General features: G+C 61.8%; 24 protein-coding genes. 12 read left to right on the forward strand and 12 right to left on the reverse strand.

Annotated elements, in window-relative coordinates; genetic code table 11:
* Positions 1–9: 9 nt before the first annotated feature.
* The 3 genes from N5A92_RS19120 to N5A92_RS19130 all read right to left on the reverse strand — a co-directional run bounded on the left by N5A92_RS19120 (position 10) and on the right by N5A92_RS19130 (position 4,353).
* The gene (locus N5A92_RS19120) at positions 10–951 is read right to left on the reverse strand and encodes an ABC transporter permease (protein WP_260905494.1); all 942 of its coding nucleotides are present in this window, start codon (positions 949–951) and stop codon (positions 10–12) included.
* A 158-nt stretch (positions 952–1,109) separates the two neighbouring features.
* Entirely contained in the window at positions 1,110–2,738 is a 1,629-nt protein-coding gene (locus tag N5A92_RS19125) for an ABC transporter substrate-binding protein (protein ID WP_425248610.1), read from the reverse strand.
* Between the two features lie 85 nt (positions 2,739–2,823).
* Entirely contained in the window at positions 2,824–4,353 is a 1,530-nt protein-coding gene (locus N5A92_RS19130) for a M81 family metallopeptidase (RefSeq protein WP_260905496.1), read from the reverse strand.
* Positions 4,354–4,560: 207 nt separating this feature from the next.
* Between N5A92_RS19130 and N5A92_RS19135 the strand changes: the two genes are divergently transcribed.
* Positions 4,561–5,370, forward strand: a complete 810-nt coding sequence (locus N5A92_RS19135; protein ID WP_260905497.1) for an IclR family transcriptional regulator — start codon at positions 4,561–4,563, stop codon at positions 5,368–5,370.
* 184 nt (positions 5,371–5,554) lie between these two features.
* The gene (locus tag N5A92_RS19140) at positions 5,555–5,788 is read left to right on the forward strand and encodes a hypothetical protein (RefSeq protein WP_260905498.1); all 234 of its coding nucleotides are present in this window, start codon (positions 5,555–5,557) and stop codon (positions 5,786–5,788) included.
* Positions 5,789–5,903: 115 nt separating this feature from the next.
* Here the strand turns inward: N5A92_RS19140 and N5A92_RS19145 are convergent, their stop codons facing one another.
* Positions 5,904–6,122, reverse strand: coding sequence for a hypothetical protein (locus N5A92_RS19145; protein ID WP_260905499.1), 219 nt, complete (start codon positions 6,120–6,122; stop codon positions 5,904–5,906).
* 167 nt (positions 6,123–6,289) lie between these two features.
* Positions 6,290–7,066 (reverse strand): IclR family transcriptional regulator, encoded by a 777-nt coding sequence (locus N5A92_RS19150; RefSeq protein WP_260905500.1) that lies wholly within the window; start codon positions 7,064–7,066, stop codon positions 6,290–6,292.
* 175 nt (positions 7,067–7,241) lie between these two features.
* On the opposite strand from N5A92_RS19150, the gene N5A92_RS19155 reads away from it, so the two are divergent.
* The 7 genes from N5A92_RS19155 to N5A92_RS19185 are packed head-to-tail and all read left to right on the forward strand — an operon-like array spanning position 7,242 to position 15,593.
* Complete coding sequence (locus N5A92_RS19155) at positions 7,242–8,756, forward strand: ABC transporter substrate-binding protein (protein WP_260905501.1); 1,515 nt, start codon at positions 7,242–7,244, stop codon at positions 8,754–8,756.
* A gap of 57 nt (positions 8,757–8,813) precedes the next feature.
* On the forward strand, positions 8,814–9,731 hold the full coding sequence (locus tag N5A92_RS19160) for an ABC transporter permease (RefSeq protein WP_260905502.1): 918 nt from the start codon (positions 8,814–8,816) through the stop codon (positions 9,729–9,731).
* A gap of 1 nt (position 9,732) precedes the next feature.
* On the forward strand, positions 9,733–10,632 hold the full coding sequence (locus tag N5A92_RS19165; protein WP_260905504.1) for an ABC transporter permease: 900 nt from the start codon (positions 9,733–9,735) through the stop codon (positions 10,630–10,632).
* Between the two features lie 9 nt (positions 10,633–10,641).
* Complete coding sequence (locus N5A92_RS19170) at positions 10,642–11,631, forward strand: ABC transporter ATP-binding protein (protein WP_260905506.1); 990 nt, start codon at positions 10,642–10,644, stop codon at positions 11,629–11,631.
* Positions 11,628–12,614: an ABC transporter ATP-binding protein gene (locus N5A92_RS19175; RefSeq protein WP_260905508.1), complete on the forward strand. Its 987-nt coding sequence runs from the start codon at positions 11,628–11,630 to the stop codon at positions 12,612–12,614. The genes N5A92_RS19170 and N5A92_RS19175 overlap by 4 nt, the downstream gene beginning before the upstream one ends.
* 26 nt (positions 12,615–12,640) lie before the next feature.
* Positions 12,641–14,212 carry a gamma-glutamyltransferase gene (locus tag N5A92_RS19180; protein ID WP_260905510.1) on the forward strand — a complete coding sequence of 524 codons (1,572 nt, stop codon included), beginning with the start codon at positions 12,641–12,643 and terminating at the stop codon, positions 14,210–14,212.
* Position 14,213: 1 nt separating this feature from the next.
* Entirely contained in the window at positions 14,214–15,593 is a 1,380-nt protein-coding gene (locus N5A92_RS19185) for a M20 family metallopeptidase (protein WP_260905512.1), read from the forward strand.
* Between the two features lie 82 nt (positions 15,594–15,675).
* Here the strand turns inward: N5A92_RS19185 and N5A92_RS19190 are convergent, their stop codons facing one another.
* Positions 15,676–16,416, reverse strand: a complete 741-nt coding sequence (locus N5A92_RS19190; protein ID WP_260905514.1) for an SDR family oxidoreductase — start codon at positions 16,414–16,416, stop codon at positions 15,676–15,678.
* Between the two features lie 99 nt (positions 16,417–16,515).
* Here N5A92_RS19190 and N5A92_RS19195 point away from each other — a divergent pair, with 99 nt between their 5' ends.
* Positions 16,516–17,160 (forward strand): TetR/AcrR family transcriptional regulator, encoded by a 645-nt coding sequence (locus tag N5A92_RS19195; RefSeq protein WP_260905516.1) that lies wholly within the window; start codon positions 16,516–16,518, stop codon positions 17,158–17,160.
* A 175-nt stretch (positions 17,161–17,335) separates the two neighbouring features.
* Here N5A92_RS19195 and rpiB read toward each other — a convergent pair whose 3' ends face one another.
* The 6 genes from rpiB to N5A92_RS19225 form a co-directional block, all read right to left on the reverse strand.
* Positions 17,336–17,782: a ribose 5-phosphate isomerase B gene (gene rpiB, locus N5A92_RS19200; protein WP_260905518.1), complete on the reverse strand. Its 447-nt coding sequence runs from the start codon at positions 17,780–17,782 to the stop codon at positions 17,336–17,338.
* A 27-nt stretch (positions 17,783–17,809) separates the two neighbouring features.
* Entirely contained in the window at positions 17,810–19,084 is a 1,275-nt protein-coding gene (locus N5A92_RS19205; protein WP_260905520.1) for a TRAP transporter large permease, read from the reverse strand.
* Positions 19,085–19,093: 9 nt separating this feature from the next.
* Complete coding sequence (locus tag N5A92_RS19210) at positions 19,094–19,558, reverse strand: TRAP transporter small permease (protein WP_260905521.1); 465 nt, start codon at positions 19,556–19,558, stop codon at positions 19,094–19,096.
* A 60-nt stretch (positions 19,559–19,618) separates the two neighbouring features.
* Complete coding sequence (locus N5A92_RS19215; RefSeq protein ID WP_260905523.1) at positions 19,619–20,617, reverse strand: TRAP transporter substrate-binding protein; 999 nt, start codon at positions 20,615–20,617, stop codon at positions 19,619–19,621.
* A gap of 20 nt (positions 20,618–20,637) precedes the next feature.
* Complete coding sequence (locus tag N5A92_RS19220) at positions 20,638–21,384, reverse strand: FadR/GntR family transcriptional regulator (protein ID WP_260905525.1); 747 nt, start codon at positions 21,382–21,384, stop codon at positions 20,638–20,640.
* Positions 21,385–21,600: 216 nt separating this feature from the next.
* Complete coding sequence (locus N5A92_RS19225) at positions 21,601–21,813, reverse strand: putative metallopeptidase (protein WP_260905527.1); 213 nt, start codon at positions 21,811–21,813, stop codon at positions 21,601–21,603.
* Between the two features lie 94 nt (positions 21,814–21,907).
* On the opposite strand from N5A92_RS19225, the gene N5A92_RS19230 reads away from it, so the two are divergent.
* Together N5A92_RS19230 and N5A92_RS19235 are read left to right on the forward strand one after the other, a co-directional pair.
* The gene (locus tag N5A92_RS19230; protein WP_260905528.1) at positions 21,908–22,561 is read left to right on the forward strand and encodes a BA14K family protein; all 654 of its coding nucleotides are present in this window, start codon (positions 21,908–21,910) and stop codon (positions 22,559–22,561) included.
* Between the two features lie 27 nt (positions 22,562–22,588).
* Positions 22,589–23,779, forward strand: a complete 1,191-nt coding sequence (locus tag N5A92_RS19235) for a M20 family metallopeptidase (RefSeq protein ID WP_260905530.1) — start codon at positions 22,589–22,591, stop codon at positions 23,777–23,779.
* Positions 23,780–23,856 lie beyond the last annotated feature (77 nt).

A 23,856-nucleotide genomic window follows, 5' to 3' on the forward strand; every position in this document is an offset into this window, starting at 1 on the left:
AGGCGACCATCAGTAGCGGATCCTCGGATCGAAGAAGGTGTAAGACAGGTCGATGACGAGGTTGATGAAGACGTAGAGGCCGCTCGTCAGGAGGATCATGCCTTGGATGACAGGGTAATCGCGTGCCAAAATGGCATCGACGGTCAAGCGGCCGATGCCGGGAATGTTGAAAACGCTCTCCGTCACCACCACGCCGCCGATAAGAAGCGCGAAACCAGTGCCGATGATGGTCATGATCGGGACCGCGGCGTTTCGCAGCGCGTGGCGGAAGAGAACCACGGTCTCCTTCACCCCCTTGGCGCGTGCGGTGCGGATATAATCCTCGCCCAGCACCTCCAGCATTGAGGCGCGGGTCATGCGGGCGATCAGCGCCACGTAGATGGTGGCGAGCGTCAGGCACGGCAGGATGGCGCGGGACAGGAACTTGCTGAAATCCTCCGAGGGCGCGATGTAGCCCTGCACCGGAAGCCATCGCAGCTCGATCGAAAACGTCTGGATGAAGAGATAGCCGATCACGAACACCGGAATCGAAAAGCCGAGCACGGAAAAAGCCATCACCACATAATCAACCCAGGTGCGGTGCCGCCAGGCTGCGAGCACCCCCATCGGCACGGCGATGAGAATGGACAGGATGATGGTGAGTACGGCGATATTGACTGTCGGCCAGATGCGCTGGCCGATCATCTGCGTCACCGGCGTGTTGGAGATCAACGAAGTGCCGAGTTCGCCCTGCAGAAGCAGGCCGACCCAGGTGATGAACTGCTCGTGAAGCGGATCGGAAAGGCCGAGCGAAGTGCGGATGCGCTCGAGCTGGGCCGGGGTGGCCATGTCGCCGGCTATGATTGCCGCCGGATCGCCCGGTGTCAGCCGCAGGAGCAGGAAAACGAAGACGGCGACAATGGTCATCACCGGAATAACGGCCAGGATGCGCCGGATGATGTAGCCTAGCATCGGAACGGATTGTCCTCTGACACGCAAGCTTCTACATGGCCCGAAACGTGCACGGCACCAGCTTAAAGACTGCCGTCACCGCACGGGGAACAACCCCCTGCCGCTCGGAGCGAGGCCCGCCCGGCGGGTGCAACGCCGGGCGGGGTTGTTCACGGCGGTCAGTCCGCCTTTTCGATGTTCCAGAACACCGGAACCGGCGATGGGATCATGCCGGTCAGCTTGTTGCTGCGCGCTTGTGGGGACGCATACTGGCCAAGTGGTATATAGAGCACGTTCTCCAGCGTATGCTTCTGGATCTTGCTTGCCACTTCCTTCTGCTTCTCCGACGTGTCGGCGGCGATGAACTCCGCACGCAATGCCTCGATCTCATCGTCCTTCGGCCAGCCAAACCAGGCGTCGTCTCCGCGGCCGTTCAGCATGGGGCTGATCAGGGGCGAGTTGATCTCCGGCACCATCCAGTTGGTGAAGAACATGTTCCAGCCGCCTTCGGAGGGCTCCGCCTGGCTCGCGCGGCGCGTCACCAGCGTCTGCCAGTCCATCGGCTGCATATCGACATTGAAGCCAGCTTGGCGCAGCGCCTGGGCGGCGACCACCGGCTGGGCCGTGAGGCTCACCACGTCGGTCGGCTGCATCAGGACGACTGGCGTGCCGTCATAGCCGGCCTCCTCCAGCAGCTTCTTGGCGCCTTCGATATCGCCGCCGGAGGTCAGCGTCTCGGAGCCGGATTCGTCGGCCAGCGGCGTGCCGCAACCGAAGATCGCACCGCATATCGTGTAATAGTCAGGGTTGCCGATGAGCGTCCCCAGGACGTCTTCCTGGCTCAGCGCCATCATCGCTGCCTGACGAACCTTCACATTGTCGAAGGGCGGATATTTGAAATTCATACGGCCTATCGTCTGGTAGCCCAGCTCGTCGCGTGTCTCAACCGTCACGTTCTCGCTGGTTTCCAGGATCGGCAGCAGATCGATCTGCACCTGCTCGAGATAGTCGATCTCACCCGACATCAGAGCATTGATGGCAGTCTGGGCGTCCGGCATCGTCACCCATTTGACCTCGTCCACCTTGACGTTCTTGCCGCCGGCCATCCAGCTCGCCGGCTCCTCGCGCGGCACATAATCGTCGAACTTACGATAGGTGACGGAAACACCCGGCTGGTATTCCTCTTCCACGAAGACGAAGGGGCCGGAACCAGTGTAGTCGGTGATCGCCTCATCGGCCGATCCGCTCGCGACGCGCTCCGGCATGATGAAGGGCGGCACCGCCGATTGCTTGCCGACGATCTCGAGAAGCGCGGGGAAGGGACTTTTCAGCGTCCACACCAGCGTCTTATCGTCTTTCGCTTCCAAGCTCTCGGTCACGTCGAAGAGAAGCTGGCCACCGGAATCGCGCTTGCCCCAGCGCCTCAGCGAGGCCACCGCGTCGGCGGCCGTCACGGGGTTGCCGTCGTGAAACGTCAAGCCGTCGCGCAGCGTGAAGGTGTAGACGAGGTTGTCGTCGGAAATCGCCCAGTCGGCCATTTGCGGCTGCGGTTCGAAGTTTTCGTCAACGGCCACCAGCACGTCATAGATCATGTAGCCGTGGTTGCGGGTGATGTGCGCCGTGGTGATGATCGGGTCGAGCACGCGCAGGCCCGAATGCATTACGGCGGTGACGGTTTTGCCTTCGGCCACGGCCGGTATCGTGGCCATGCTGCTGCCGGCCATCAGAACAGCGCCTGCCAAAAGGCCAAGTGCTGCACCTCTGCCAAGGCTCCTGCCGCGGAAAAGTCTCTCCTGAATACGCAACATTGTGTTCCCTCTTGTTTTGGATGTGGATGTTCTGCGTTCGGTGACTCTTGACGTTTGGCGCGGTTCTTCTGCCGCGTTGGATGCTTCAGGCCTCCTTCTTTTCGCGCGCGATAGCGGGGCGAAAGACCGGCCCATTGGGGGAAAGGCGCATGCCATCGGCCAGCTTGGTCCAGGGCAGATCGGCCGGATCGAGCGGCATAGGACCCGGTGCGGTGCAGACCAGCACCGCCTCGGCTATAGGCTCGAAGTCAGCGCGGAAGTGGACCGAGCTCTTGTTGACGAGGATGGCCATCTCCGTCGGCTCAATGCCGACAAAGCGATACATTGCAAGGTCCGCCATCTGCGCTTTGTGCGAGGTGACCACCACCTTCACTCCATCGATGGAAAGACACGCGGAAGGACCAACGTTCATGCGCGTGCCGCCGTAATACGGCCCGGTCGCATGCAGGTCACCTTGCGATAGTCTCTCGACGCGGAATGTCGCCCCAAACGGGGCGTCGCCTCGAACCCCCGACCCGCCGCCGAGTGCAACGGATATCTCGGCTCCCTCCCCCGCTGCATGCGCCGCACGGGCCGCATCCGGATCCACCATCATGCCGAGCGCCGCTTTCCTTGCACCATTTCTCAGCAGCGCGCGCAGCATGCCGGTCGTGTTGGAATCACCGCCGGCACCGGGGTTGTCCTGGGTATCGGCGATCACCACCGGGCGGCTTGCGCCCTCGGCGATGCGCATTGCCTCACGCACGCCTTCGTCCGGCTGGTAGGCCCGTCCGGCAAAGGCACCCTCGCTTGCCAGAATGCGCGTGTAGAGGTGATCGGCGGCTCGATCCGCGGCTTCTTGCGTTTCACCATAGACGAGCACGGTCTGGCCGCATTCTTCGATATCGGCGGCGGGGAAGCCCATCCAGTAGGAGACGCTCGCGATGTCGCCCTCCTCCAGCGCCACCACGTCGGCATAGAGACTTTTTGCCGGCTCGATAAGCGTGCACTGCCAGGGAATAGACGTCAGGTAGGGCAGTCGGCGGAAGGCCTTGGCGAAAGGCCGACCGCGCGCCATCAACCTGTCGAGCCCCTCCGCGGCACGGCGGCCGGTCGCCGCCATATCCACATGCGGATAGGTGCGGAACGCGACCAGGAGATCGGCCTCCTCGACCATCCGCCTCGTCGTGTTGCCGTGCAGATCGAGGCTGATGGCGATCGGTACGCCGGGGCCAACGACACGGCGTATGCGGGTGATCAGCTCGCCCTCGCCGTCGTCTAGATGCTCGGCCACCATCGCTCCGTGCAGGTCGAGGCATACGCCATCGAGGTGCCCCGCCTTTGCAATGCCATAAACGATCTCTTCGGCGATCCTTTCATAGGCATCGCGGGTCACATGGGCGGAGGGAATGGCTCCTGTCCATAATACCGGGACCATCTCCCAGCCCGCTTCGTCGGCATGCGCCACGGCACCGGAAATGCCGAGATTCACACCGGGGCAGCGGTCGAGAATCTCCGCACCCCGTGACATCGGCAGATAGCCGCCCCCTTGCTCGAATTGCGCATAGGTCGCTCTGGAGGGTGCGAAGGTGTTCGTCTCGTGCAGGAAACCGGCCAGCGCCACCCGCTTGCTCATGATGCGCCCCCAACCGGCCGGATGCTGACAGACATGCGTTGTGGCACTCGAAACGCTTCCGCTTCCTTACGAACACCTTTTCGGGTCGACGCCCCTGAGGAATGCATGATAGGGATAGGCGTGCCGTATCGCTGTACGATACAATCGTATTACATATACGATAAGTGTGCCGCAGAGTGGAAGTCAAACGAATTTTGGAGATGATGCTTGCGCTATATCCAGAGGGCCGAATATGGCGTGCGTCCGACCACCCATATCGATGAGGATGATCCGCTTTTTGTCCAGGCAATCGCCCGCGCCTTGCAAGTGCTCTCGGTGTTTCATGAGTCGGGAAAACCGCTGACGCTGAACGAGATCGGCGCCGCCGCCGGCGTGGGCAAGAGCGCAGCGCAGCGCGTTGTCCACACGCTGAGACAACTCGGTTATATCGAGCGCGATGCCAACGACCGCGGCTATGTGCCCGGCATACGCATCCTCGACCACGCGCGCGATTACCTGCGCCTCAACCCACTGGTTGCTAGGGCATCGCCCGTACTGATGGAACTGAGACGCAATGCCCGCGAGCGCGTGGATTTGAGCCTGCGCGACGACCTTCGCCTCATCTATGCAGCCCGCTTGCAAAGCAAGCGCGAGACATTCTTCGCGACGCTGATTGGGCAAAGCGTGCCGATTTACTGCACCTCCGGCGGCCGTGCCATCATGGCGCATATGGGTGACGCCGAAGTGGACGACATCATCGCACGTTCGGATCGTCGCGAGATCACACCGAAAACGATCACGGATCCTGACCAAATCCGCGCCAAAGTGCGCGAGGCGCGCGAACACGGTTATGCGCTGGCGCTGGAAGAAATCCTGCAGGGAGAGATTGCCATCGCCGCGGCAATCCTGGCGGCCGACGGCACGCCGCTTGGCGCGATCCACATCGCCGGCTCCCTCAGCGAATGGGATGCAGACACCTTCTGCCGGCGCTTTGCACCGCTTGTGGGGGAAGCGGCCGGCGCCATCAACCGATTCTAAACCGTCCCGACGTTTGGCTATGCCACCGAAGGCGTTTCAGTAGAGGCTGATTACAGCACCAACGCCCATTCCGACCTCTCGGCGGCGGCGTTGTGAAGGCAAGAGCTGCCTTGGCATCACGAAGGCTTTTGGAAAGCGGGCCGGCGAGCGTGCCTGAAGCCCTGCAGATTCAGGAGAACAGCCGATGGCTCTGACGCAGCAAGATTTCGACACAGCAAAGCAGACCGCCTCATCGCTGAGCGAAGCGCTCCGCGATGTTCCTTTGCTCCCGAAGCATTATGGAATTTCCATCTATCTGGCGGCCGACATTGCGGCCAATGCACCGACCAAGCACCAAGCCGAAAAGATGCTGAAGGCCTTCCTAAGTGAGACACGCCACGAGATGGAAGGCATGCTGTCGCGGCTTGGAAAGAGCTGATATTTCGTTCTACGGCTCCCGGAGGACAGGCTCGACCGTTCGTCCTTGTGAGCTTGTCTTGCTGCAGCTGGCTGATTGCGGTCGACTTGCGCTCGTCATTAAGGCGATCGAGTGATCAGTCCAATACCATGGCTTTGACAATCATTTGGATCTCATGCTTGCTGAAGGTGATCGAGAACCGTTGCGTCGCCCTCGGGGTGTAGATGTCGTCGCCGATGAACGTCACGGTTACGGCATCAGCTTCATTAACTTCGATATCGCTCAACTGGAGTTCCCCGGCGAATAGAGCCTTCGGAAGGCCGGGGCGCTTCCCCGGTTGCACCGTCATCTTCATCGTTCCGCCTTTCGATGTAAATCGTTCACCGAAAGACCCCTGCAAGTATGATGCCACCCATACGGGCCGATGCCTGTTTCAGAATGGCACTTCTGTCATCGAAGGTGTCAGATCGAGACAGCACTGCCTTGACTGAAAATCCCATCCCGCCTGCCGCGATTAGGAATTCATCGAGGCTTCGGCAGGTGGATGGAGTTCGCCACCTCGATTAGATGCGGTGCAATCTCGTTACGCACTCTCGCGATATCCCACCGCAGCGCTGAAATCGAGCATTGCACGGCGGCCACTGGACGGCCGTCGCCAGAAACGATCGGCGCGGCAATGCCGATCTCGTTCATGATGTTCTCGCTTTCCGTCAGTCCGTATCCGTCTCTGGCGGCCTGCTCTATGGCGGCGGCAACCTTCGACCGGTCGAGCGTGGTCCGCGGCGTCGCCTGGACGATCGGCCACGTCTCGACCGCCCGCTTGCGGGCATCAGCGTCGAAGCAGGCAATCATGGCGCGACCGCTGGAGGTGGTCAGCGCCGGCAGCCGGCGTCCGACGACCATTGCGCCGAAACTGGTAAGTTGCGTGGGGATGCGGATCACATAGACGATCTCGCTGCCGTCGAGCCGCGCCGCGTTCACCCGCTCGCCGAGCTTGCGGCCAAGTTCGATCATCTTCGGCATGGCGAGCTGCACGAACCGGTCCGACCACAGATAGGCGTTGGCCAGCTCCAGATACTTCAAGGACGGGCTGTAGCGCCTGGTTTCCGGGTCCTTGTTCAAATAGCCGATCTTATGCAGCGTGTTGGTCAGCCTTTGCGCCGCGCTCTTGTCCAGACCGGCCGCCTCGGCGAGCTCAGTCAGGCCCATTTCGATGCGCCGCTCGTCGAATACGCCCAGAATGCGCATCCCCTTCTCGAGTGAGCCTACGAACAGCGTATCCTGTTTTCCTTTAGACATCGAAAATCCCCGCTCCTCTCGCCCAGAGCCTGCCGCTTCAGCCATTCGCAGGCGGCACATTTCTTGACAAGCATAAATCACCCCAATACCATCCACCATTATACGGTTTTCCGTATTATTATATAATAAAATTGGGGATCAAACAGAGGGCCGGTATCCGCGCCGGTTTGGAACAATGAAACCATTTCTTCTTCTGAGCTCAGCCGCCTTGGCCGCCTCGTTGGCCAGCGGGAATGCGATAGCTGACAAAGCGAGCGATACCTTAAACGTTCCCTTCACGAAGGAGCTGGAATCCGTCGACAGCTATTTCAATTCTGCCCGCGAGGGCGTCATCCTACAGCGCTCGATATGGGACGGGCTTCTCTTCAGCGATCCGGAGACCGGGGAGTATAAGGGAAATCTCGCCACATCCTGGGAATGGGTGGACAACACCACGCTGGAGCTGAAGCTGCGCGAAGGCGTCAAGTTCCACAATGGCGAGGAGTTCGACGCCGACGACGTCGTCTACACGGTCAATTTCGTTGCCGATCCGGCGAACGGCGCAGTCACGCAGCGCAACGTCAACTGGATGAAGGAAGCGCGAAAGGTCGACAAATACACCGTCCAGATCATCACCGACGGCCCCTTCCCGGCCGCGCTCGAATATCTGGCCGGTCCCGTTTCCATCTACCCGAACGAGTATTATGCTGAAGTTGGTCCCGCCGGCATGGGCCTGAAGCCCGTCGGCACGGGCCCCTACAGGGTGGAAAGTGTCGAGCCCGGCAAGCATTTCGTGCTCAAGAAATATGAGGACTATCACGACAGTCCCAAGGGCAAGGCCACGATCGGTACCATCGACATCCGCACCATACCGGATGTGAACACGCAGCTCGCGGAGCTGTTCAGCGGCGGTCTCGATTTCGTGTGGGGCGTTCCGTCGGACCAGGCGGAGAAGCTGGAGGCCATGGGGCGCTTCAACGTCGTCAACGAAAGCACCATGCGCATCGGCTATCTGGAAATGGACGCGGCGGGCCGCAGCGGCGCCGATAATCCGATGACGAAGCGCGCCGTCCGGCAGGCGATCAACCATGCGATCGACCGCCAGGCTATCGTCGACAACCTTTTGAAGGGCAGTTCCAAGGTCGTGAACTCCGCCTGCTTCCCCAGTCAGTTCGGCTGCGAGCAGGACGTGACGGTCTATGACTACGATCCTGAAAAGGCCAAGGCACTGCTGGCGGAAGCAGGCTACCCCGACGGCCTGTCGATCGACCTCTATGCCTACCGCAATCGCGAATATGCCGAGGCAATGCTCTCCTTCCTCGCAGAAGTGGGCATCGAGGCAAACCTCAAGTACCTCCAGTATTCGGCATTGCGCGACCTGCGGAACAACGGCCAGACCAGCCTCTCCTTCCAGACCTGGGGTTCCTATTCGATCAACGATGTCTCGGCCATCACCAGCCAATTCTTCAAGTTCGGCGGCGAGGATTTCGCCCGCGACGAGGAGGTGCGGGACTGGCTTGAGACGGCCGACACCTCGGTCGATCCCGAGGTGCGCAAGGAATTCTACGCCAAGGCGCTGAAAAAAATCAGCGATGAGGCCTATTGGGCTCCGCTCTTCTCTTACAATGTGAACTACGTCTCCACGGAAGAGGTGGAGTTCGTCCCCTCCCCCGATGAGGTCGTCCGCTTCTTCCAGGTAAGCTGGCGATAGGATCGAGGGCGGGCCGGGCAGCAGGTCCGGCCCGTCGTTCCTTTCGGGGAGGCGACGATGCTGACTTTCGCGTTGAAAAGGCTGGGGCTTGCCGTGCTCGTGGCGCTGACTGTTTCAGCCGTGAGCTTCAGCCTTCTTTATCTGTCCGGTGATCCGGCGTCTGCGATGGCGGGCGAAACGGCGACATCGGCCGACATCGAGTCGATCCGTACGCTCTACGGCTTCGATCGACCCTTCCTGGTGCAATATGCGGATTGGCTGTTCAACGCCCTTCAAGGTGATTTCGGCCAGAGCTACTATTTCAAGCTGCCGGTCTCGCAGCTCATCGCCGACAGGCTCTCCATCACCATGCTGCTTGGCGTGTGTGGCATTTCCTTCGCGCTTGTGACGGCGATCCCGCTCGGTGTCGCTGCAGCCGTGCGCCCCAACTCCTTCATCGACCGGACGGCGCTCTTCATCTCCGTCATGGGGCAGGCGATGCCGAGCTTCTGGTTCGGCCTGGTGCTGATCGTCATCTTTTCGATCCAGCTCAACTGGCTGCCGCCTTCCGGTTCCGGCGGCTGGAAGAACTTTATCATGCCCACAGTCGTACTCGGCTATTATGCGATGCCGGCGATCATGCGGCTCACGCGCGCCGGCATGCTGGAGGTGCTCAACGCCGACTATATCCGCACGGCGCGCGCCAAGGGCGCCGGAGAATGGCGCGTCATGTTCAAGCACGCGCTGCGCAACGCGGTGGTCCCGGTGGTGAGCCTCGCCGCCGTCCAGATGGGCTTCATGCTGGGCGGGTCCATCGTGGTGGAGTCGATCTTCGCACTACACGGAGCCGGCTACCTGGCATGGGAGTCCATCGGCCGAAACGACCTGCCCACCGTGCAGGCCCTGATCCTGGTCTTCGCCGGCTTCTACATCGTATTCACCTTCCTGTCGGACCTTGCCAACGCTTGGCTCGACCCGCGCATAAGGGTTGGCTGAGATGGCAAGCAACATCGATACACTGGCACAGGAGATCCAGGGGCCGAGCCCCGCTGCTCTCTTGCGCCGGCGCGTCTTCGGCCATTACGGCCTGCTCTTTGGCGTGACGGTGCTCATCGTCATCGTCGCGCTCGCCGTCCTGGCGCCGCTTCTCGCCGGCCAAGATCCCTACGCCCAGAGCCTGGTGGCGCGGATGAAGCCACCCTTCTGGATGGAAGGCAGCGATCCCAACCATCTGCTTGGAACCGATCACCTGGGGCGCGACTACCTCGCCCGCCTGCTCTACGGCGCGCGCATCTCGCTCGCCATCGGCCTGATCGCGGCTCTCATTTCTGGCCTCATCGGCACCACGATGGGCGTGGCGGCGGGATATTTCGGCGGCCGGGTCGATCTCGTTGTCACCTTCCTCATCAATGTCCGGCTCGCCATGCCGGTCGTGCTCGTCGCGCTGGCTGTCGTTGCCGTTCTCGGCGGGTCGCTGCAGGTGGTAATTGTCGTGCTGGGCTTCCTCCTGTGGGATCGTTTCGCCGTCGTCATGCGCTCCTCGACGCTGCAGGTTCGCGGCCTCGAATACGTGAATGCGGCGAAGGCCATCGGCTGCTCGACAAGGCGCATCATCCTGTCCGAGATCATGCCCAACATCCTCAACAACCTGATCGTGGTCATGACGCTGGAGATGGCGCACGCGATCCTGCTCGAGGCCGCTCTCTCCTTCCTCGGCCTCGGCGTTCAGCCTCCCACGCCCTCATGGGGTCTGATGATCTCGGAAGGCAAACAGATGATGCTCTTCGAACCGTGGGTGATCGCCATTCCAGGTGTCGCCCTCTTCATCCTCGTCCTTGCCATCAACCTCCTGGGCGACGGGCTGCGCGACATCACAGCGCCGGAAAACAGAAGCTAGGAGCGCGGGATGAGCGAAGAACCGATCCTTGCCGTCGAAGGCCTGACAATCGACATTCCCATGGCGCAGGGCACGCTCCACGCCGTGCGCGGGATCGACTTCGAACTCAACCGCGGCGAAACGCTGTGCATCGTCGGCGAGTCGGGCAGTGGCAAGTCCCTCACCTCCCTTGCGGTCATGGGCCTGCTTCCCAAGCGGCTCGAATGCACGGCCCGCAAGCTCGCCTTCTGCGGCACCGAATTGCAGGGCCTGCCGCCGAGCGCGATGCGGCAGTTGCGCGGCAACCGCATGGCGATGATCTTTCAGGAACCGATGACCTCGCTGAACCCGGCCTATACGATCGGCGACCAGTTGGCGGAAGCTCTGCTCCTGCATCGCAGGGTCGGCAAGGCCGAAGCCCGCACCCGTGCAGTGGAGCTATTGGGCAAGGTGGGGATCACCGCCGCCGAAAGCCGCCTCTCCCAATATCCGCACCAACTCTCGGGCGGCTTGCGCCAGCGCGTGATGATTGCCATGGCGCTCATGTGCGAGCCGGAGCTGGTCATCGCCGACGAGCCGACCACGGCGCTCGACGTCACCATCCAGGCGCAGATCCTGCGTCTGCTTGTCGATCTGCAGCGGGAGATGAACATGGCGATGATCCTCGTCACGCACGACCTCGGCGTCGTCGCCCGCGTTGCCGACAAGGTGGCGGTGATGTATGCGGGCGAGGTGGTCGAGCAGGGAACAGCGAGGGAGATCTTCGAGAATCCCAGCCACCCCTACACGCAAGGCCTTCTGCGCTGCATCCCCGTGCCCGGCCGGACGAAGCCGGGCGAGCATCTAGGCTCCATCCCCGGGATCGTCCCCTCGCTCATCGGCAAGGTTGAGGGCTGCGCCTTTCGCACGCGCTGCGACCTCGCAGAAAGCGCCTGCGCAAAACCGATTCCGATCCACGAGACTGAGGGCGGCCATTCTTGGCGCTGCATTCATTCCCATATGGACAGGATGCCCGCATGAGTGCCGCCGCCTCTCCCCCGCCGGTACTGGAGCTTTCCGGCGTCACCAAGACCTATCGCGTCAAGCAAGGCCTGTTCTCCAGGCCGAAGCCGCTTCGGGCCGTGGGCGGCGTTGATCTGCGCATCCACAAGAAGGACGTGCTTGGCCTCGTTGGGGAATCGGGATGCGGCAAGTCCACGCTGGCGAAAATTCTCCTCGGCCTGGAGGCGCCGACATCCGGCCGGGTGATGGTGGACGGCAGGGAGGTCAGCGGGCAGGACCGCACGCTGCTCGCCCGGCGCATCCAGCCCATCTTCCAGGACCCCTATTCCTCACTCAACCCGCGCAAGAGCATCGAAGACATCATCACCCTGCCGCTGGTTGTCCACAAGGTCGGCGACAGTGCCAGCCGCGAACAGGCAGTCTCGAAGATGCTCGATCTGGTCGGCCTGCCCCAACGCGTGCGCCGGGGATATCCGAACCAACTTTCCGGCGGCCAGCGCCAGCGTGTGGCGATTGCCCGCGCGCTGGTGATGAAGCCGGAGATCGTCATCTGCGACGAACCGACCTCCGCGCTTGATGTGTCGGTCCAATCGCAGATCCTCAACCTGCTCGGCGACCTGCGCCAGGAACTGGCGCTCACCTATCTCTTCATCAGCCACAATCTTGCGGTGATCGAGCATCTGGCGACGCGCGTGGCGGTAATGTATCTCGGCAGGATCGTCGAGGAGGCAACGGCGGCGGACCTTTTCGCCGAGCCGCGCCACCCCTACACAAAGGCGCTATTGGCATCGGTGCTGACGCCAGACCCCTCGATGTCCGTGCCCGACACGCAGCTTGGCGCCTCCTATCCGAACCCCATAGCGCCACCGGGCGGTTGCCATTTCCACCCGCGCTGCGCGGCGATCCGCGACATTTGCAGGACGGTCCCGCCGCCCCATGTCTCGGATGCGAAGGGCCATGTCGACTGCCACCTTTACGCGGAACGGACACAAGCCGCCTAAGCGGGCGAAACACTCAAGGCAGGAAGATGAGCAATTTTTCGCGTTCGCAATCCGTACGCAAACACGTTGCCGCGAGCAGAGCCGGCGTCGTGGCGGCTCAGCACAGACGCGCCGCGGAGACGGGCGCCGCCGTTCTTGAAGCGGGCGGCGATGCGGTTGATGCTGCAATAGCCACCTCTTTCGCCATCGGCGTGGTCGAGCCGTGGATGAGCGGTCCCGCCGGCGGTGGCGCTATGGTCATCTGGCGTGAAGACGAGCAGAAAGCCTACACGATCCAGTTCGGTATGCGCTCGCCGAAGGGGCTGGATCCGGCGAAATATCCCCTCGTAGGCAACGGAAAATCGTCCGATCTCTTCCCCTGGCCTGCGGTCAAGGACGACCGAAATGTTCAGGGCGCGACCGCGATTGCCGTGCCCGGCACCGTGGCCGGCATGGAACTGGCGCACCGGCAATACGGCACATTTGAGTGGCGGGAGCTTCTTGTACCGGCCGTCGGCCTTGCAAAGGAAGGGATGCTGGTCGACTGGTATGCCTCCCTCCTGATCGCCTCCACGGCGCGCGAGCTAGCGCAGGACCCGGATGCGGCGGCCATGTTCCTCGAGGAGGGGCAATGGCCGATCATCGCCGGCTGGACGGCGCTGTCGGAGCGGCGGCTGGATCAGTCCCGCATGGCCGATACCTTGGCATGCCTTGCGGAAGCCGGTGCCCGCGATTTCTATGAAGGCGACATCGCAACGAGCCTTGCTGCCGATATTGGCGCCAAGGGCGGATGTCTCGCCCGCGAAGACCTTGCCGCCTATCGCGCCAGGTTGACATCGACCATAGAGGTTCCCTACCGCGGCGGCATCGTCTATGCACCCGAGGGCCTGACGGCGGGAGCCAATCTCGCCGAGTGCCTCGCCATGATGGAGGAATTCACACCGGGCGCTGCCCCCGACGGTAAAAGCTTTGCCACGATGGGCCGCGCGCTCGGCACGACCTACCGCCGCAGGCTTGCCGAGATGGGCGACCTCGATGCGCCGCATGCGCCTTCCTGCACCACCCATTTCAGCATTGTCGATCGCAAGGGCAATATGTGTGCGGTGACGCAGACGCTTCTTTCCATCTTCGGTTCGCGCGTCGTCTCACCCTCGACCGGGCTTCTGATGAACAACGGCATCATGTGGTTCGACCCAGAGCCCGGCAATCCAAATTCTCTGGCACCGGACAAGGGCTGCCTGATGAACGTCTGCCCGACCATCGGCCAGAAGGATGGCCGCCGCTTCGCCATCGGCGCGTCCGGCGGGCGCAAGATCCTGCCGGCGGTGCTCAACCTAACGTCCTTTTTGATGGATTTCGGCATGTCGCTGGAAGATGCCTTCCATCATCCGCGCATCGACAACAGCGGCGGGGATATGATCGTCGCCGACGAAGAGCTTTCGCCGGAAATCGTCCGGGCGCTCGAAGAGGTTCACCCGACCGCCACTGCCAAACGCACCGTCTTCCCCTACGCCTTCGCCTGTCCGGCGGGTGTCGCGCGGGAGAACGGGATGAACATGGGCTGCACCGAGATCACGTCGCCGTGGGGCGACGCCGTGGCCGAGAAACAGGACGACTGACATGACCACACGGGAAAGCGCGATCGCGCGCATCGACGACTATCTGAGCTCGGGCGGATTCGTTGAGGAACTGGGGCGCATGGTCGCCTACGAGACCGAAAGTCAGGTGCCGGAGAAGCGGCCGGAGCTCCTGCGCTATCTCATGGAGGAAATGGTCCCCAAGATCGAGGTGCTGGGCTTCACCCATCGCATCCTGGACAATCCGCTCGTCGCGGGTGTGCCATTCCTTTTCGCCGAGCGCATCGAGGATCCCTTTTTCGAGACTGTCCTTGTCTATGGCCATGGCGACGTCATCCGCGCCCAGACGGCACAGTGGCGGGAGGGGCTTCATCCATTCAGGCTCGTCGTGGAGGGTGATCGCATCTACGGGCGTGGCACCGCCGACAACAAGGGCCAGCACTGCATCAACATCGCCGCGCTTCGTACTGTTCTCGCGGAGCGCGGTCATCTCGGCTTCAACTGCAAGATCGTCATCGAGATGGGTGAGGAATGTGGTTCGCCCGGCCTCGCCGAACTGTTCCGGGAGAACAGCGCGCTTTTCGCCGCCGACACGCTCATCGCTTCGGACGGACCGCGCCTTCATCCCGAACGGCCGACCCTCTTCATGGGCTCACGCGGCGCCGTCAATTTCGACCTGCTTGTCGATCTGCGCGAGGGCGCGCACCACTCAGGCAACTGGGGCGGGCTCCTCAAGGACCCGGCGATCGTACTCGCCCATGCGATTGCGACGGTCGTCGACCGGCGCGGGCAGATCCAGGTGCCGGAGTGGCGGCCGGACAGCCTGACGCCGATCGTCCGCGAAGCCCTCGCGGATTGTCCTGTCGGCGGCTATGACGGGCCCACGGTCGATCTGGACTGGGGCGAAGAGGCTCTCACGCCCTCCGAACGGGTGTTCGGCTGGAACAGCTTTGCCGTTCTTGCCCAGACGAGCGGCGTGCCGGAAGCACCCGTCAACGCAATATCGGCAAGGGCGAGCGCCCACTGCCAGCTTCGCTACGTGGTGGGCACGGACCCGGACGACATCCTGCCGGCGCTGCGCCGTCACCTCGACCGGCACGGCTTTTCCGAGGTCGAGGTCGTCCCCGCAGATCGCGGCTTCTTCCGGGCGACGCGCCTCAATCCGGATCATCCCTGGGTCACACGGGTGAAGGAGTCCATCCTGGCCACCACCGGCAAGAAGCCGGCAGTGCTGCCCAACCTGGCGGGCTCTCTGCCCAACGAGACCTTCGCCGAGATCCTGGGCCTTCCCACCGTATGGGTTCCCCACTCCTATCCGGGCTGCTCGCAGCATGCGCCGAACGAGCATGCCCTCCTTTCAATGTCCAAGGAGGCGCTTGAACTCATGACGGGGCTGTTTTGGGATATCGGGAAGCGCGGCTGAGTGAAATGGACAAAGGCCGGCACGGCGGCCTTTGCCACCCATTCGGGCATCGGTGCGGCTACCGATGCGCAAGACGTCTCGCTCATGCGTTTGTGCCGCCATCGATGGTCAGGGCCGCGCCGGTTACGGAGCGTGCCTCCGGTCCCGCCAGCCACGCGACCAAGCCTGCAACATCTTCCGGTCTGCCGTAGCGCGGAATGGCCATCGCACTTCGCTGCAGGTCCGACTGCGGGCCATCCGCAGGATTCATGTCCGTCTCAGTGGAACCGGGATGGACAATGTTGACTGTTATTCCGCGCGGTCCAAGGTCGCGCGCCAAGCCTTTGGTCAATCCGATGAGGGCGGCCTTGCTAAGCGCGTAGAGGCTGATTCCGGGCCAGGGGACTCGCTCGGCTAAATTGCTGCCGATGGAGACGATGCGACCGTCGTCCCCCATTTGACCGGCTGCGGCCTTTGACGCGGCGAAGACAGCGCGTGTGTTGACAGCGACCGTCACGTCGAAATCCTCGAGCGACATCTCCTCCAGCGTCCCATAGGGGAAGATGCCGGCGTTGTTGACCAGGATGTCGAGCCGCCCGAAGTCGGCAGCCGCCTTTTCCACCGCGGCCGCGACGGCGGACGCATCCGTGTTGTCCGCAGCGATCGCCAAGCCCTTGCAGCCGAGCGCCCTGATCTCCGCCGCTACCGCCTCCGCCTTCTCGGCCGAACGCGCATAGGTGACGGCGACATCGGCGCCGTCGGCTGCAAGCCGTCGCGCAATCGCGGCACCGATGCCGCGGCTGCCACCGGTTACCAGCGCTGCTTTGCCTTCAAGTCGTGACATGTCATTTCCTTTATGTATCGAGCGATACATATTTCAATGCCTATCTTGCGCGGCGCGGTCAAGCAATTTATGTATTGGTCATCACAGAAAAGAGGTTCGATGGCCGAAAGAGGTCGCCCACGCAGCTTCGACCGCGCCGCCGCCTTGCGGCAGGCGATGGAGGTATTTTGGGCCAAGGGCTACGACGGTGCTTCGCTGTCCGACCTGACAGCGGCGATGGGTATCAACTCACCCAGCCTTTATGCCGCCTTCGGCTCAAAGGAAGCCTTGTTCCGGGAAGCGGTTGCGCTCTTCGAGACGGAGGGTACCGAAATATGGAGCGCGATTCCGGAGGAGCCGACTGCGTATGCAGCGTTCGAACGCTTCCTTGTCGCAAGTGCCAAGGTCTACACACGGCCCGGACAGCCCGCCGGTTGCCTGATCGTGCTCAGCGCGCTCAACGCAACCGACGCTAACGTGAATATCTGTCAAGAACTGCGGGACAAGCGCGCCGCGAATGTCGCGACGCTACGCGACCGGCTGGAGCGCGCCGTTCGGGAGGGGGAGCTCCCCGAAGGCATGGACTGCCTTGCCGCCGCCTCGTTTTATGCGACGGTTCAGCAGGGCATGTCGATCCAGGCGCGTGACGGCGCCTCATACGAGACGCTGCGATCGGTCGCGGCCTGCGCCATGGCCGCCTGGGACGGATTGACCGCAGCGGCGCAGGGCGCGGACGGCATAAGGCAACGCGCACATACGTCTTAAACCTGCCGACTTGGAGGGCAGTGGGCAAGTTCCGGGAACGTCACAATATCTGCGTATGCGGAAATCCGTAGTGTGGAGATTATCGCAATTACTGTGACGGCAAGGCGACAAGAAAGCGCTCTGTACGCAAATTGATGCTTTTTCTCTGCCGCTTTCGTAGCTTAAGCGCGGTGGCTCAGCGCGCCGCATCCATATCGGCAAGCTTCGCCACCCTTCGGCGAAAATCTTCGTCCGTGGAGAATTTCGCCGAAAGGTAGGCGCCCACCAGATCCTTGGCGAGCCAGGCGCCGACGATCTGCGCGCCGATACACATGACGTTGACGTCGTCGTGCTCGACCGACTGATGCGCTGAGTGGACATCGTGGCAAACGGCGGCCCGAATTCCCCGAATCTTGTTTGCGGCGATCGAGGCGCCAACCCCGGTGCCGCACACCAAGAGGCCGCGATCGGCCTTGCCCGAGGTGATCCTGTCGGTCACTGCCCGGGCGATATCCGGAAAATCTACCGGGTCAGGGTCATGGGACCCTACATCCTCGACCTCATGGCCGAGGGATTTCACGAACTCGACAACATCGGCCTTCAGGGGAAAGCCGGCATGATCGGAACCGATAACAACACGCATTCTCATAATCCTTCAGATTGTGGGTCTTTAGCGGATCAGGCTCGGCAGCCAAAGCACCAATCTGTCCGCGAAGGTGATAACGGCCAGCGTCATCAGGAGCGGCACGTAGAAGGGAATCAGGGCCCGCAGAAGCTGGCGCAGCGATATCTCAGCAATACTACTGAGCAGGAACAGCGAAAGCCCCATTGGCGGGGTCAAAAGCCCGAACATCAGGTTGAAGATGACGAGGATACCCAGATGCACCGGATCGATCCCTGCCGATACGAGTGGCGGTGCCAAGATCGGAACCACGAGAAGGGTCGCCGTGGTTGAATCCAGAAACATCCCCGCAACGAAAAATATCAGGTTGGCGATCAACAACAACACGATCGGCTCGGTGCTGAATTGAAGAATCCATCGAGAGAAGTCCTGAGGCACCTGCTCGACGGCCAAAATCCAGCCGAACAGCGCGGCGACAGCCACGATGGCGAGAATCGCGCTGGTGCTGCGCGCGGTAAGAAACAAGGCACTCCACAGATGCGGCCAAGTCAGGTCCCGGTAAAACAGTGAGCTGATCAACAGGACGTACACCGCCGTGACGGATGCCGCCTCTGTTGGCGTGAAAAGGCCGGCCAGCATTCCGGAAATCATCAGGACGGGAGCGACGAGCGCGGGAAACGCGGGCAGCAGATCGCGGGCGATATCTCGCAAGGTCGGCCACCGTTCTGCACGTGGCAGCTTCCGCCGATAGGATAGGACCGCGACCGTCAGCATCAGCAGCACCACACAAATCAGCGCCGGAACGATGCCGGCGATCAAGAGCTGCACGATCGAGACGCTGGTAATCGAGCCATAGACGATGAGCGGAATACTCGGCGGGAAGATCGGGCCGACGACTGCCGAAGCACCGGTCACGGCAGCTGAAAATGGCGCAGTGAACCCTCTCTTCCTCATCGCTTCGATTTCGATCCTGCCAAGGCCACCGACATCGGCCAAGGCCGCGCCCGACATGCCGGAAAAGATCAGGCTTGAAAAGACGTTCACCTGTGCGAGCCCGCCGGGAACACGGCCTACGAGCGTGTCGGCAAAGCGAAAGATGCGGTCCGTGATCCCGGCCGAATTCATGAGATTGCCGACAAAGATGAAAACCGGCACGGCGACAAGAGGGAAGGAGTCGAGTGCGTAGGTGATGCGCTGCGAGAGCAGGCCCAACGGAAGCCCCTCGATCAGCGTATAGGCGATCGAGGGGATGAGGATGGCGTAGACGACAGGGAAACCTGCGATGAACAGGACCAGAAAGGCCGCTATGATCAATAGCCCCATCGTGCCGCCTCAGAGGACCTTGGTTTCTTCCCTGGGCGGATGTCGCAGATCCGCCAGGTGAATGAGACAGGCGAGCGCGAAGCCCAGGAAGGTTGAGCCCAGAAACAGCCAGAAGGGGATCTTTAGGGTGGGCGTAGCATTGTTCAGGTTGTTGAAGATCGTTCCCCACGAAACATAGGCGATGAAACCGGCCGCCGCCGCCGCCGACAGCGTGATCACGAAAGCCAGCACCTTGCGCAAACGGCGAGGCAGGACCTCGCGGAACTCTGCCATGACGATATTTTCGTGCTCCATCACCACAACTGGGAACGCCGTGAACACCAGCACGATCAGAAGAAAGCGCGTAAATTCCTCCGCGCCGACGATCGCCGCCCCCACGACATCGCGCATCACCACCTGGATGAACGGAACGGCAACCAGTGCGACAAGCACCAGAACGCAGAAGGCGGCGAGAACTTTCCTGGCGATGGACATGGTGACACCTGACGGCGTGCGGAAGCGGATATCACCGCTCCCGCGGTGACGTTCCTTCGGCTATTCGACCGCCGCGATCTGCTCGATATAGGGCTCGTAGTTCGGGAAATCCGTCCGGATCTGTTCGAGGACCGCCTCCCTGAAAGCCGGAATGTCGAGACCATCCTCTTCCGTTATGATGGTCATGCCGTGCCCCTCCAACTCCTCCATGAGTTCAGCTTCCGACTCTGTCGCCCACTGCAGCGACTCCTCCGCCTTCTGGTCCAGCACCTCGGTGATCGCCGCGCGATGCTCCTCGGAAAGTCCCTGCCAGGCCTCCTCGTTTACGAAGACGGCGAGGATCGACTGCATATGGCCTGTCATCGCCACATGCGACTGCACTTCGTAGAGCTTGTTCGCTGAAATCATGGTCAGCGGGTTCTCCTGCCCCACCACCAGTCCGGTCATGAGGGCGGTTGGTAATTCCGAAACTTCCACCGGGGTGGGAGTCGCGCCGAAGCCTTTCACCATGGAGACCCAAAGGTCGAGCGGCACGGCACGGAACGGCTTGCCCTCTAGATCCGCCGGGGTTTTGACCGGGAAGTTCGACGAGATATGGCGGTCGCCCCGATAGATACGGCCAATGATGCGCACACCACCTTCGGCGATCAGCTTCTCGTTGAGCTCCTGAAGAGCCGGGGAGATAGCGGGATCTGTCGCACTCAGCGCATGTTCGCCATCGCGGTAGATGAAGGGAGCATTGAACACCGCAACCTCCGGCACGATCCTGGCGAGCGAGGCGAAATCGTGATGGCCCATGCTGATCGAGCCCATGCGAATGCCATCGACCATTTCGCCGACACCGCCAAGCTGGCTCGCCGGGTAGACCTGTATTGTCACCTCACCGCCGGTGGCGTCGTCGATGGCCTGTGCTGCCTCTGCCGCATAGCGCGTCTGAATGTCACCTTCCGCGCCGACATGGGCATAGCGCAGTTCCTGCGCTGCGGCGCTCGCAGCGGAAAGAAGACCGAGCGCGAGCGTCGCGCCTGCTAAGGCCTGCGGGATCTTGAACGGATACATGGCTTTTCCTTTCCTCCAGCTTAGTCTTTTGGTTGTGATGCCGCCTTTGAGTAGGCTGCGATGAAGCTCTTGCGGCGGAATTCGTCGCCGATTGCGAAATGCTCGCGAAGGCGCTTCTCTGCGGCATCGGGATCGCGGGCCACGATCGAAAGAAAGACCTCCCGATGCGCATCAACGAGGTAGTCCCTGATGCCGGGAACCTTGACAGTCAGCTGCCTCCGCTCGACGTGGCTGCGCCTCAACAGTTCAGAGACCGCCTGATAAAGCGTGATGAGCGCTGGGCTTCGCCCCGCCTCCACAATAGAAACGTGAAAAGTGAAGTCGGCCTCGCCGCCGGCCTCCGGATCGTCGAGTGTTTCCATCAGCCGTGACAGATGGCTGCCGATCCTGGAAAAATCGCTGTCGCCCGCGCGTTCGCAAGCGAGCCTGATGGCCTGGCATTCTATGGCGATGCGTGCCTGCATGACGTCATCGAGAATGTCCGGCTGCTGGGCGAGGCTGAATGTAAAGAAATCAGTCAGAACCGAGATATCCGCCGCCCTTACGTAGGCGCCCTTGCCGTGACGGATGTCGAGAAAGCCGAGCATTGCGAGAGAGCGCAGGGCCTCGCGCAACACCGGTCGGGAGACGCCAAGCGAGAGGGCGAGTTCCCGCTCGCTCAACAGGCGGTCGCCGAGCTTCAACGCACCTGCAAGCAACTGCTCTCGAAAGAAGGAGAACACCTTCTCCGTTCCCTGCAGGTCGTCGGCGTTCTCGGCCAAAGCCACGGATGAAGCTCCCTTCCAGTGGTATGACCACTTTCAACCACTCATCCTCGCCTGTCAACTGGTACCGCTCGCATTGATGAAGGCAGCCGGCGCGGCGTGATAGAGCTCGTGCATGACGAGGCGCAGAACGCGGCGGCGTCCGCCTGAGCCACATATCAAGCATCGAAGGTCAGGATGAAATCTAGGATTGTCCCGACCCATTCTAGGACCCGTTGCTCAGCCCTCGCTTTCACCCAATTGCCCATGGCGCAGTTCGCACCGCCCTACGATCTGCCGCCCAGCCTCCGCATTGTCGACGTTGGTCCAAAGCGCTCCGATCGAGGCGCCGGCGAGGTGGGCATGATCCGGATTGTGGAGCGGCGCGTCATCTTCAATAATAGTCGACGTGATCCATTCGATCAGCTCGTGCGCCGCCGGAAGATCGGGCAACGCCCTCTAGCAGATCGGATGGCGGAAAGACGCGATGCTTGATCCTGGAACTCATTTTTCCGGCCCGCATTTGCTCCGTAAAGGAGGATCGGGCATGAAACCATTGTTGGCTATCATCGCCGGCTTCTTGGTCTCCTCGGCAGTCTTCATTAGCGGAGCGGCCGTAGCCACCTATCTGATCATGGCAGAACCGGTACGGAAGCCGGATGCCAGTCAGGAAGTAACCGATCTGCAGGGCCAGAAGCCGGGGGCAGCCAACGCTGCGATACGGATGGTTCGGCCCGTGTCACCTGGCGGCGACCAAGATATCCCCGATCCCGAAAGCGAGACGCAGGAGACACTGACGGACGCACGCACGTCGTCCAGCGCGCCTGTTGAAGAGATCGATGTGATCAGTACCAGCAGCATCGGCGCGCCGAATGATGCCGACAACGATCAATCGTCGGAAAGTCAGGAAACGCTCTCCGCGGCTCACATTGAATGGTGCTCTGACAGGTATCGCTCATATCGGCCCGAAACGAATAGCTACACGCCCGATGGCGGGGGAACTCGGCCCTGCATTTCACCATACGCGACTTCTGGGACATCTGTTTCGAGCAATTCCGGCCAACAGCGCTACGCCACGAACGATGGGATCATTCTCTCCCCCGAACATGTACAGGATTGCCTTCGCCGATATCGTTCCTACAGGCCAGAAGACAACTCGTATCAACCCTACGGCGGCGGTCCAAGACGACAATGCCGCTGAGTGGGCACCTTCAAGGACGGGACGGATATGGCACGGCACTCCGATGACCTAATCACGGCTCTGGATGCGGACCTCATCGTCGACCTGACACGGCGACTGGTGGCATTTGACACGCAGAATCCGCCGGGAAACGAGAAGCAGTGCGCGGAATTCATCCACTGCACACTTTCCGAATGGGGAATTGAAGCCGAACTCGTCGGCGAGCCCGATCCAGACCGGCCGCAGCTTGTTGCCTGGCTCAGGGGACGAGAGCCGGGCCCGACGCTGATCCTCAATGGCCATATGGACACGGTTGGGGCAGGCGACTTGCAAGCCTGGCGTCATCCGCCGCTCGAGGCAATCGTGGAGGACGACCGGCTTTGCGGCCTTGGTACCGCCGACATGAAGGGTGCGCTCGCGATTGCCATGGTTGTTTTAAAGACGCTCAAGGAGGCCGGCCGGCCACGCGCCGGAACACTCATGTTCCAATCCGCGATGGGCGAGGAGATGGACGAGCCAGGAACCAGGACGCTGCTTCAGAAAGGGTACACGGGAGACTGGGCCATTGTACTCGAGCCCACCGATTTAAGGATCGGCCCCGGCACGCGCGGCGCCTGTTGGCACGATATCACCTTCATCGGGCCCTCGGCTCATTGTGGCCTGGTGCCCGGCGAGACGGCGGACGTGATGCAGGCCGTCAGCGCCTTTGGAAGCGCAATCGCCGAATTGCACGCAGCGATTTCCCAGAAGGCGCATCATCTGATGCCGAGCCCGGCATGCCGGATCACCCGTATCGAAGGCGGCAGAGCCCACAACGCGACGGTCGACACGTGCAGGCTTACCGTCGATCGGCGCATGCTGCCCGAGGAATCGTTCGACGGCATCACCCACGAACTGACAGCGCTCCTCGACGATATCGTGCAACGCCATCCTGGTGTCAGCTATGAGGTTGCTTTTGTGGCCGGCAACGAGCCCACCGAAACCTCGCTGGAAAATCGCCTGATACGCGCGCTCGACGCAGCCCATGAGGCGGTGTTGGGCGGGAAGGCCGAAGTCTGGGGCCCGCCCTATGGCTCCGATATGCGCAATTTCGTGTGGGATGCGGGAATTCCGGCCACCAATTTTGGGCCTGGGGACTTTACTGTCTGCCATCAACCGAACGAGCACGTGAAAATCGAGGACCTCGCCAACGGCGCGCGGATCGTGCTCGCCGCCACCCTCGACCTCCTGGAAGGTTAGAGCATTTTGGCTGCTCTCGCTGCGGTCTCGCGGTGGTTAATCCGTTCAATGAACCGACGGGTGCGAGGGATGGGTTC

Source organism: Chelativorans salis (genome assembly GCF_025336525.1).
Classification (GTDB): Bacteria; Pseudomonadota; Alphaproteobacteria; order Rhizobiales; family Rhizobiaceae; genus Chelativorans; species Chelativorans salis.

Excerpts from the sequence above, each read along its gene's own strand:
- N5A92_RS19120 (WP_260905494.1), bottom strand. The coding sequence starts at position 951 with ATGCTAGGCTACATCATCCGGCGCATCCTGGCCGTTATTCCGGTGATG.
- N5A92_RS19125 (WP_425248610.1), bottom strand. The coding sequence starts at position 2,738 with ATGTTGCGTATTCAGGAGAGACTTTTCCGCGGCAGGAGCCTTGGCAGA.
- N5A92_RS19130 (WP_260905496.1), bottom strand. The coding sequence starts at position 4,353 with ATGAGCAAGCGGGTGGCGCTGGCCGGTTTCCTGCACGAGACGAACACC.
- N5A92_RS19140 (WP_260905498.1), top strand. The coding sequence starts at position 5,555 with ATGGCTCTGACGCAGCAAGATTTCGACACAGCAAAGCAGACCGCCTCA.
- N5A92_RS19145 (WP_260905499.1), bottom strand. The coding sequence starts at position 6,122 with ATGAAGATGACGGTGCAACCGGGGAAGCGCCCCGGCCTTCCGAAGGCT.
- N5A92_RS19150 (WP_260905500.1), bottom strand. The coding sequence starts at position 7,066 with ATGTCTAAAGGAAAACAGGATACGCTGTTCGTAGGCTCACTCGAGAAG.
- N5A92_RS19155 (WP_260905501.1), top strand. The coding sequence starts at position 7,242 with ATGAAACCATTTCTTCTTCTGAGCTCAGCCGCCTTGGCCGCCTCGTTG.
- N5A92_RS19160 (WP_260905502.1), top strand. The coding sequence starts at position 8,814 with ATGCTGACTTTCGCGTTGAAAAGGCTGGGGCTTGCCGTGCTCGTGGCG.
- N5A92_RS19165 (WP_260905504.1), top strand. The coding sequence starts at position 9,733 with ATGGCAAGCAACATCGATACACTGGCACAGGAGATCCAGGGGCCGAGC.
- N5A92_RS19170 (WP_260905506.1), top strand. The coding sequence starts at position 10,642 with ATGAGCGAAGAACCGATCCTTGCCGTCGAAGGCCTGACAATCGACATT.
- N5A92_RS19175 (WP_260905508.1), top strand. The coding sequence starts at position 11,628 with ATGAGTGCCGCCGCCTCTCCCCCGCCGGTACTGGAGCTTTCCGGCGTC.
- N5A92_RS19180 (WP_260905510.1), top strand. The coding sequence starts at position 12,641 with ATGAGCAATTTTTCGCGTTCGCAATCCGTACGCAAACACGTTGCCGCG.
- N5A92_RS19185 (WP_260905512.1), top strand. The coding sequence starts at position 14,214 with ATGACCACACGGGAAAGCGCGATCGCGCGCATCGACGACTATCTGAGC.
- N5A92_RS19190 (WP_260905514.1), bottom strand. The coding sequence starts at position 16,416 with ATGTCACGACTTGAAGGCAAAGCAGCGCTGGTAACCGGTGGCAGCCGC.
- N5A92_RS19195 (WP_260905516.1), top strand. The coding sequence starts at position 16,516 with ATGGCCGAAAGAGGTCGCCCACGCAGCTTCGACCGCGCCGCCGCCTTG.
- rpiB (WP_260905518.1), bottom strand. The coding sequence starts at position 17,782 with ATGCGTGTTGTTATCGGTTCCGATCATGCCGGCTTTCCCCTGAAGGCC.
- N5A92_RS19205 (WP_260905520.1), bottom strand. The coding sequence starts at position 19,084 with ATGGGGCTATTGATCATAGCGGCCTTTCTGGTCCTGTTCATCGCAGGT.
- N5A92_RS19210 (WP_260905521.1), bottom strand. The coding sequence starts at position 19,558 with ATGTCCATCGCCAGGAAAGTTCTCGCCGCCTTCTGCGTTCTGGTGCTT.
- N5A92_RS19215 (WP_260905523.1), bottom strand. The coding sequence starts at position 20,617 with ATGTATCCGTTCAAGATCCCGCAGGCCTTAGCAGGCGCGACGCTCGCG.
- N5A92_RS19230 (WP_260905528.1), top strand. The coding sequence starts at position 21,908 with ATGAAACCATTGTTGGCTATCATCGCCGGCTTCTTGGTCTCCTCGGCA.
- N5A92_RS19235 (WP_260905530.1), top strand. The coding sequence starts at position 22,589 with ATGGCACGGCACTCCGATGACCTAATCACGGCTCTGGATGCGGACCTC.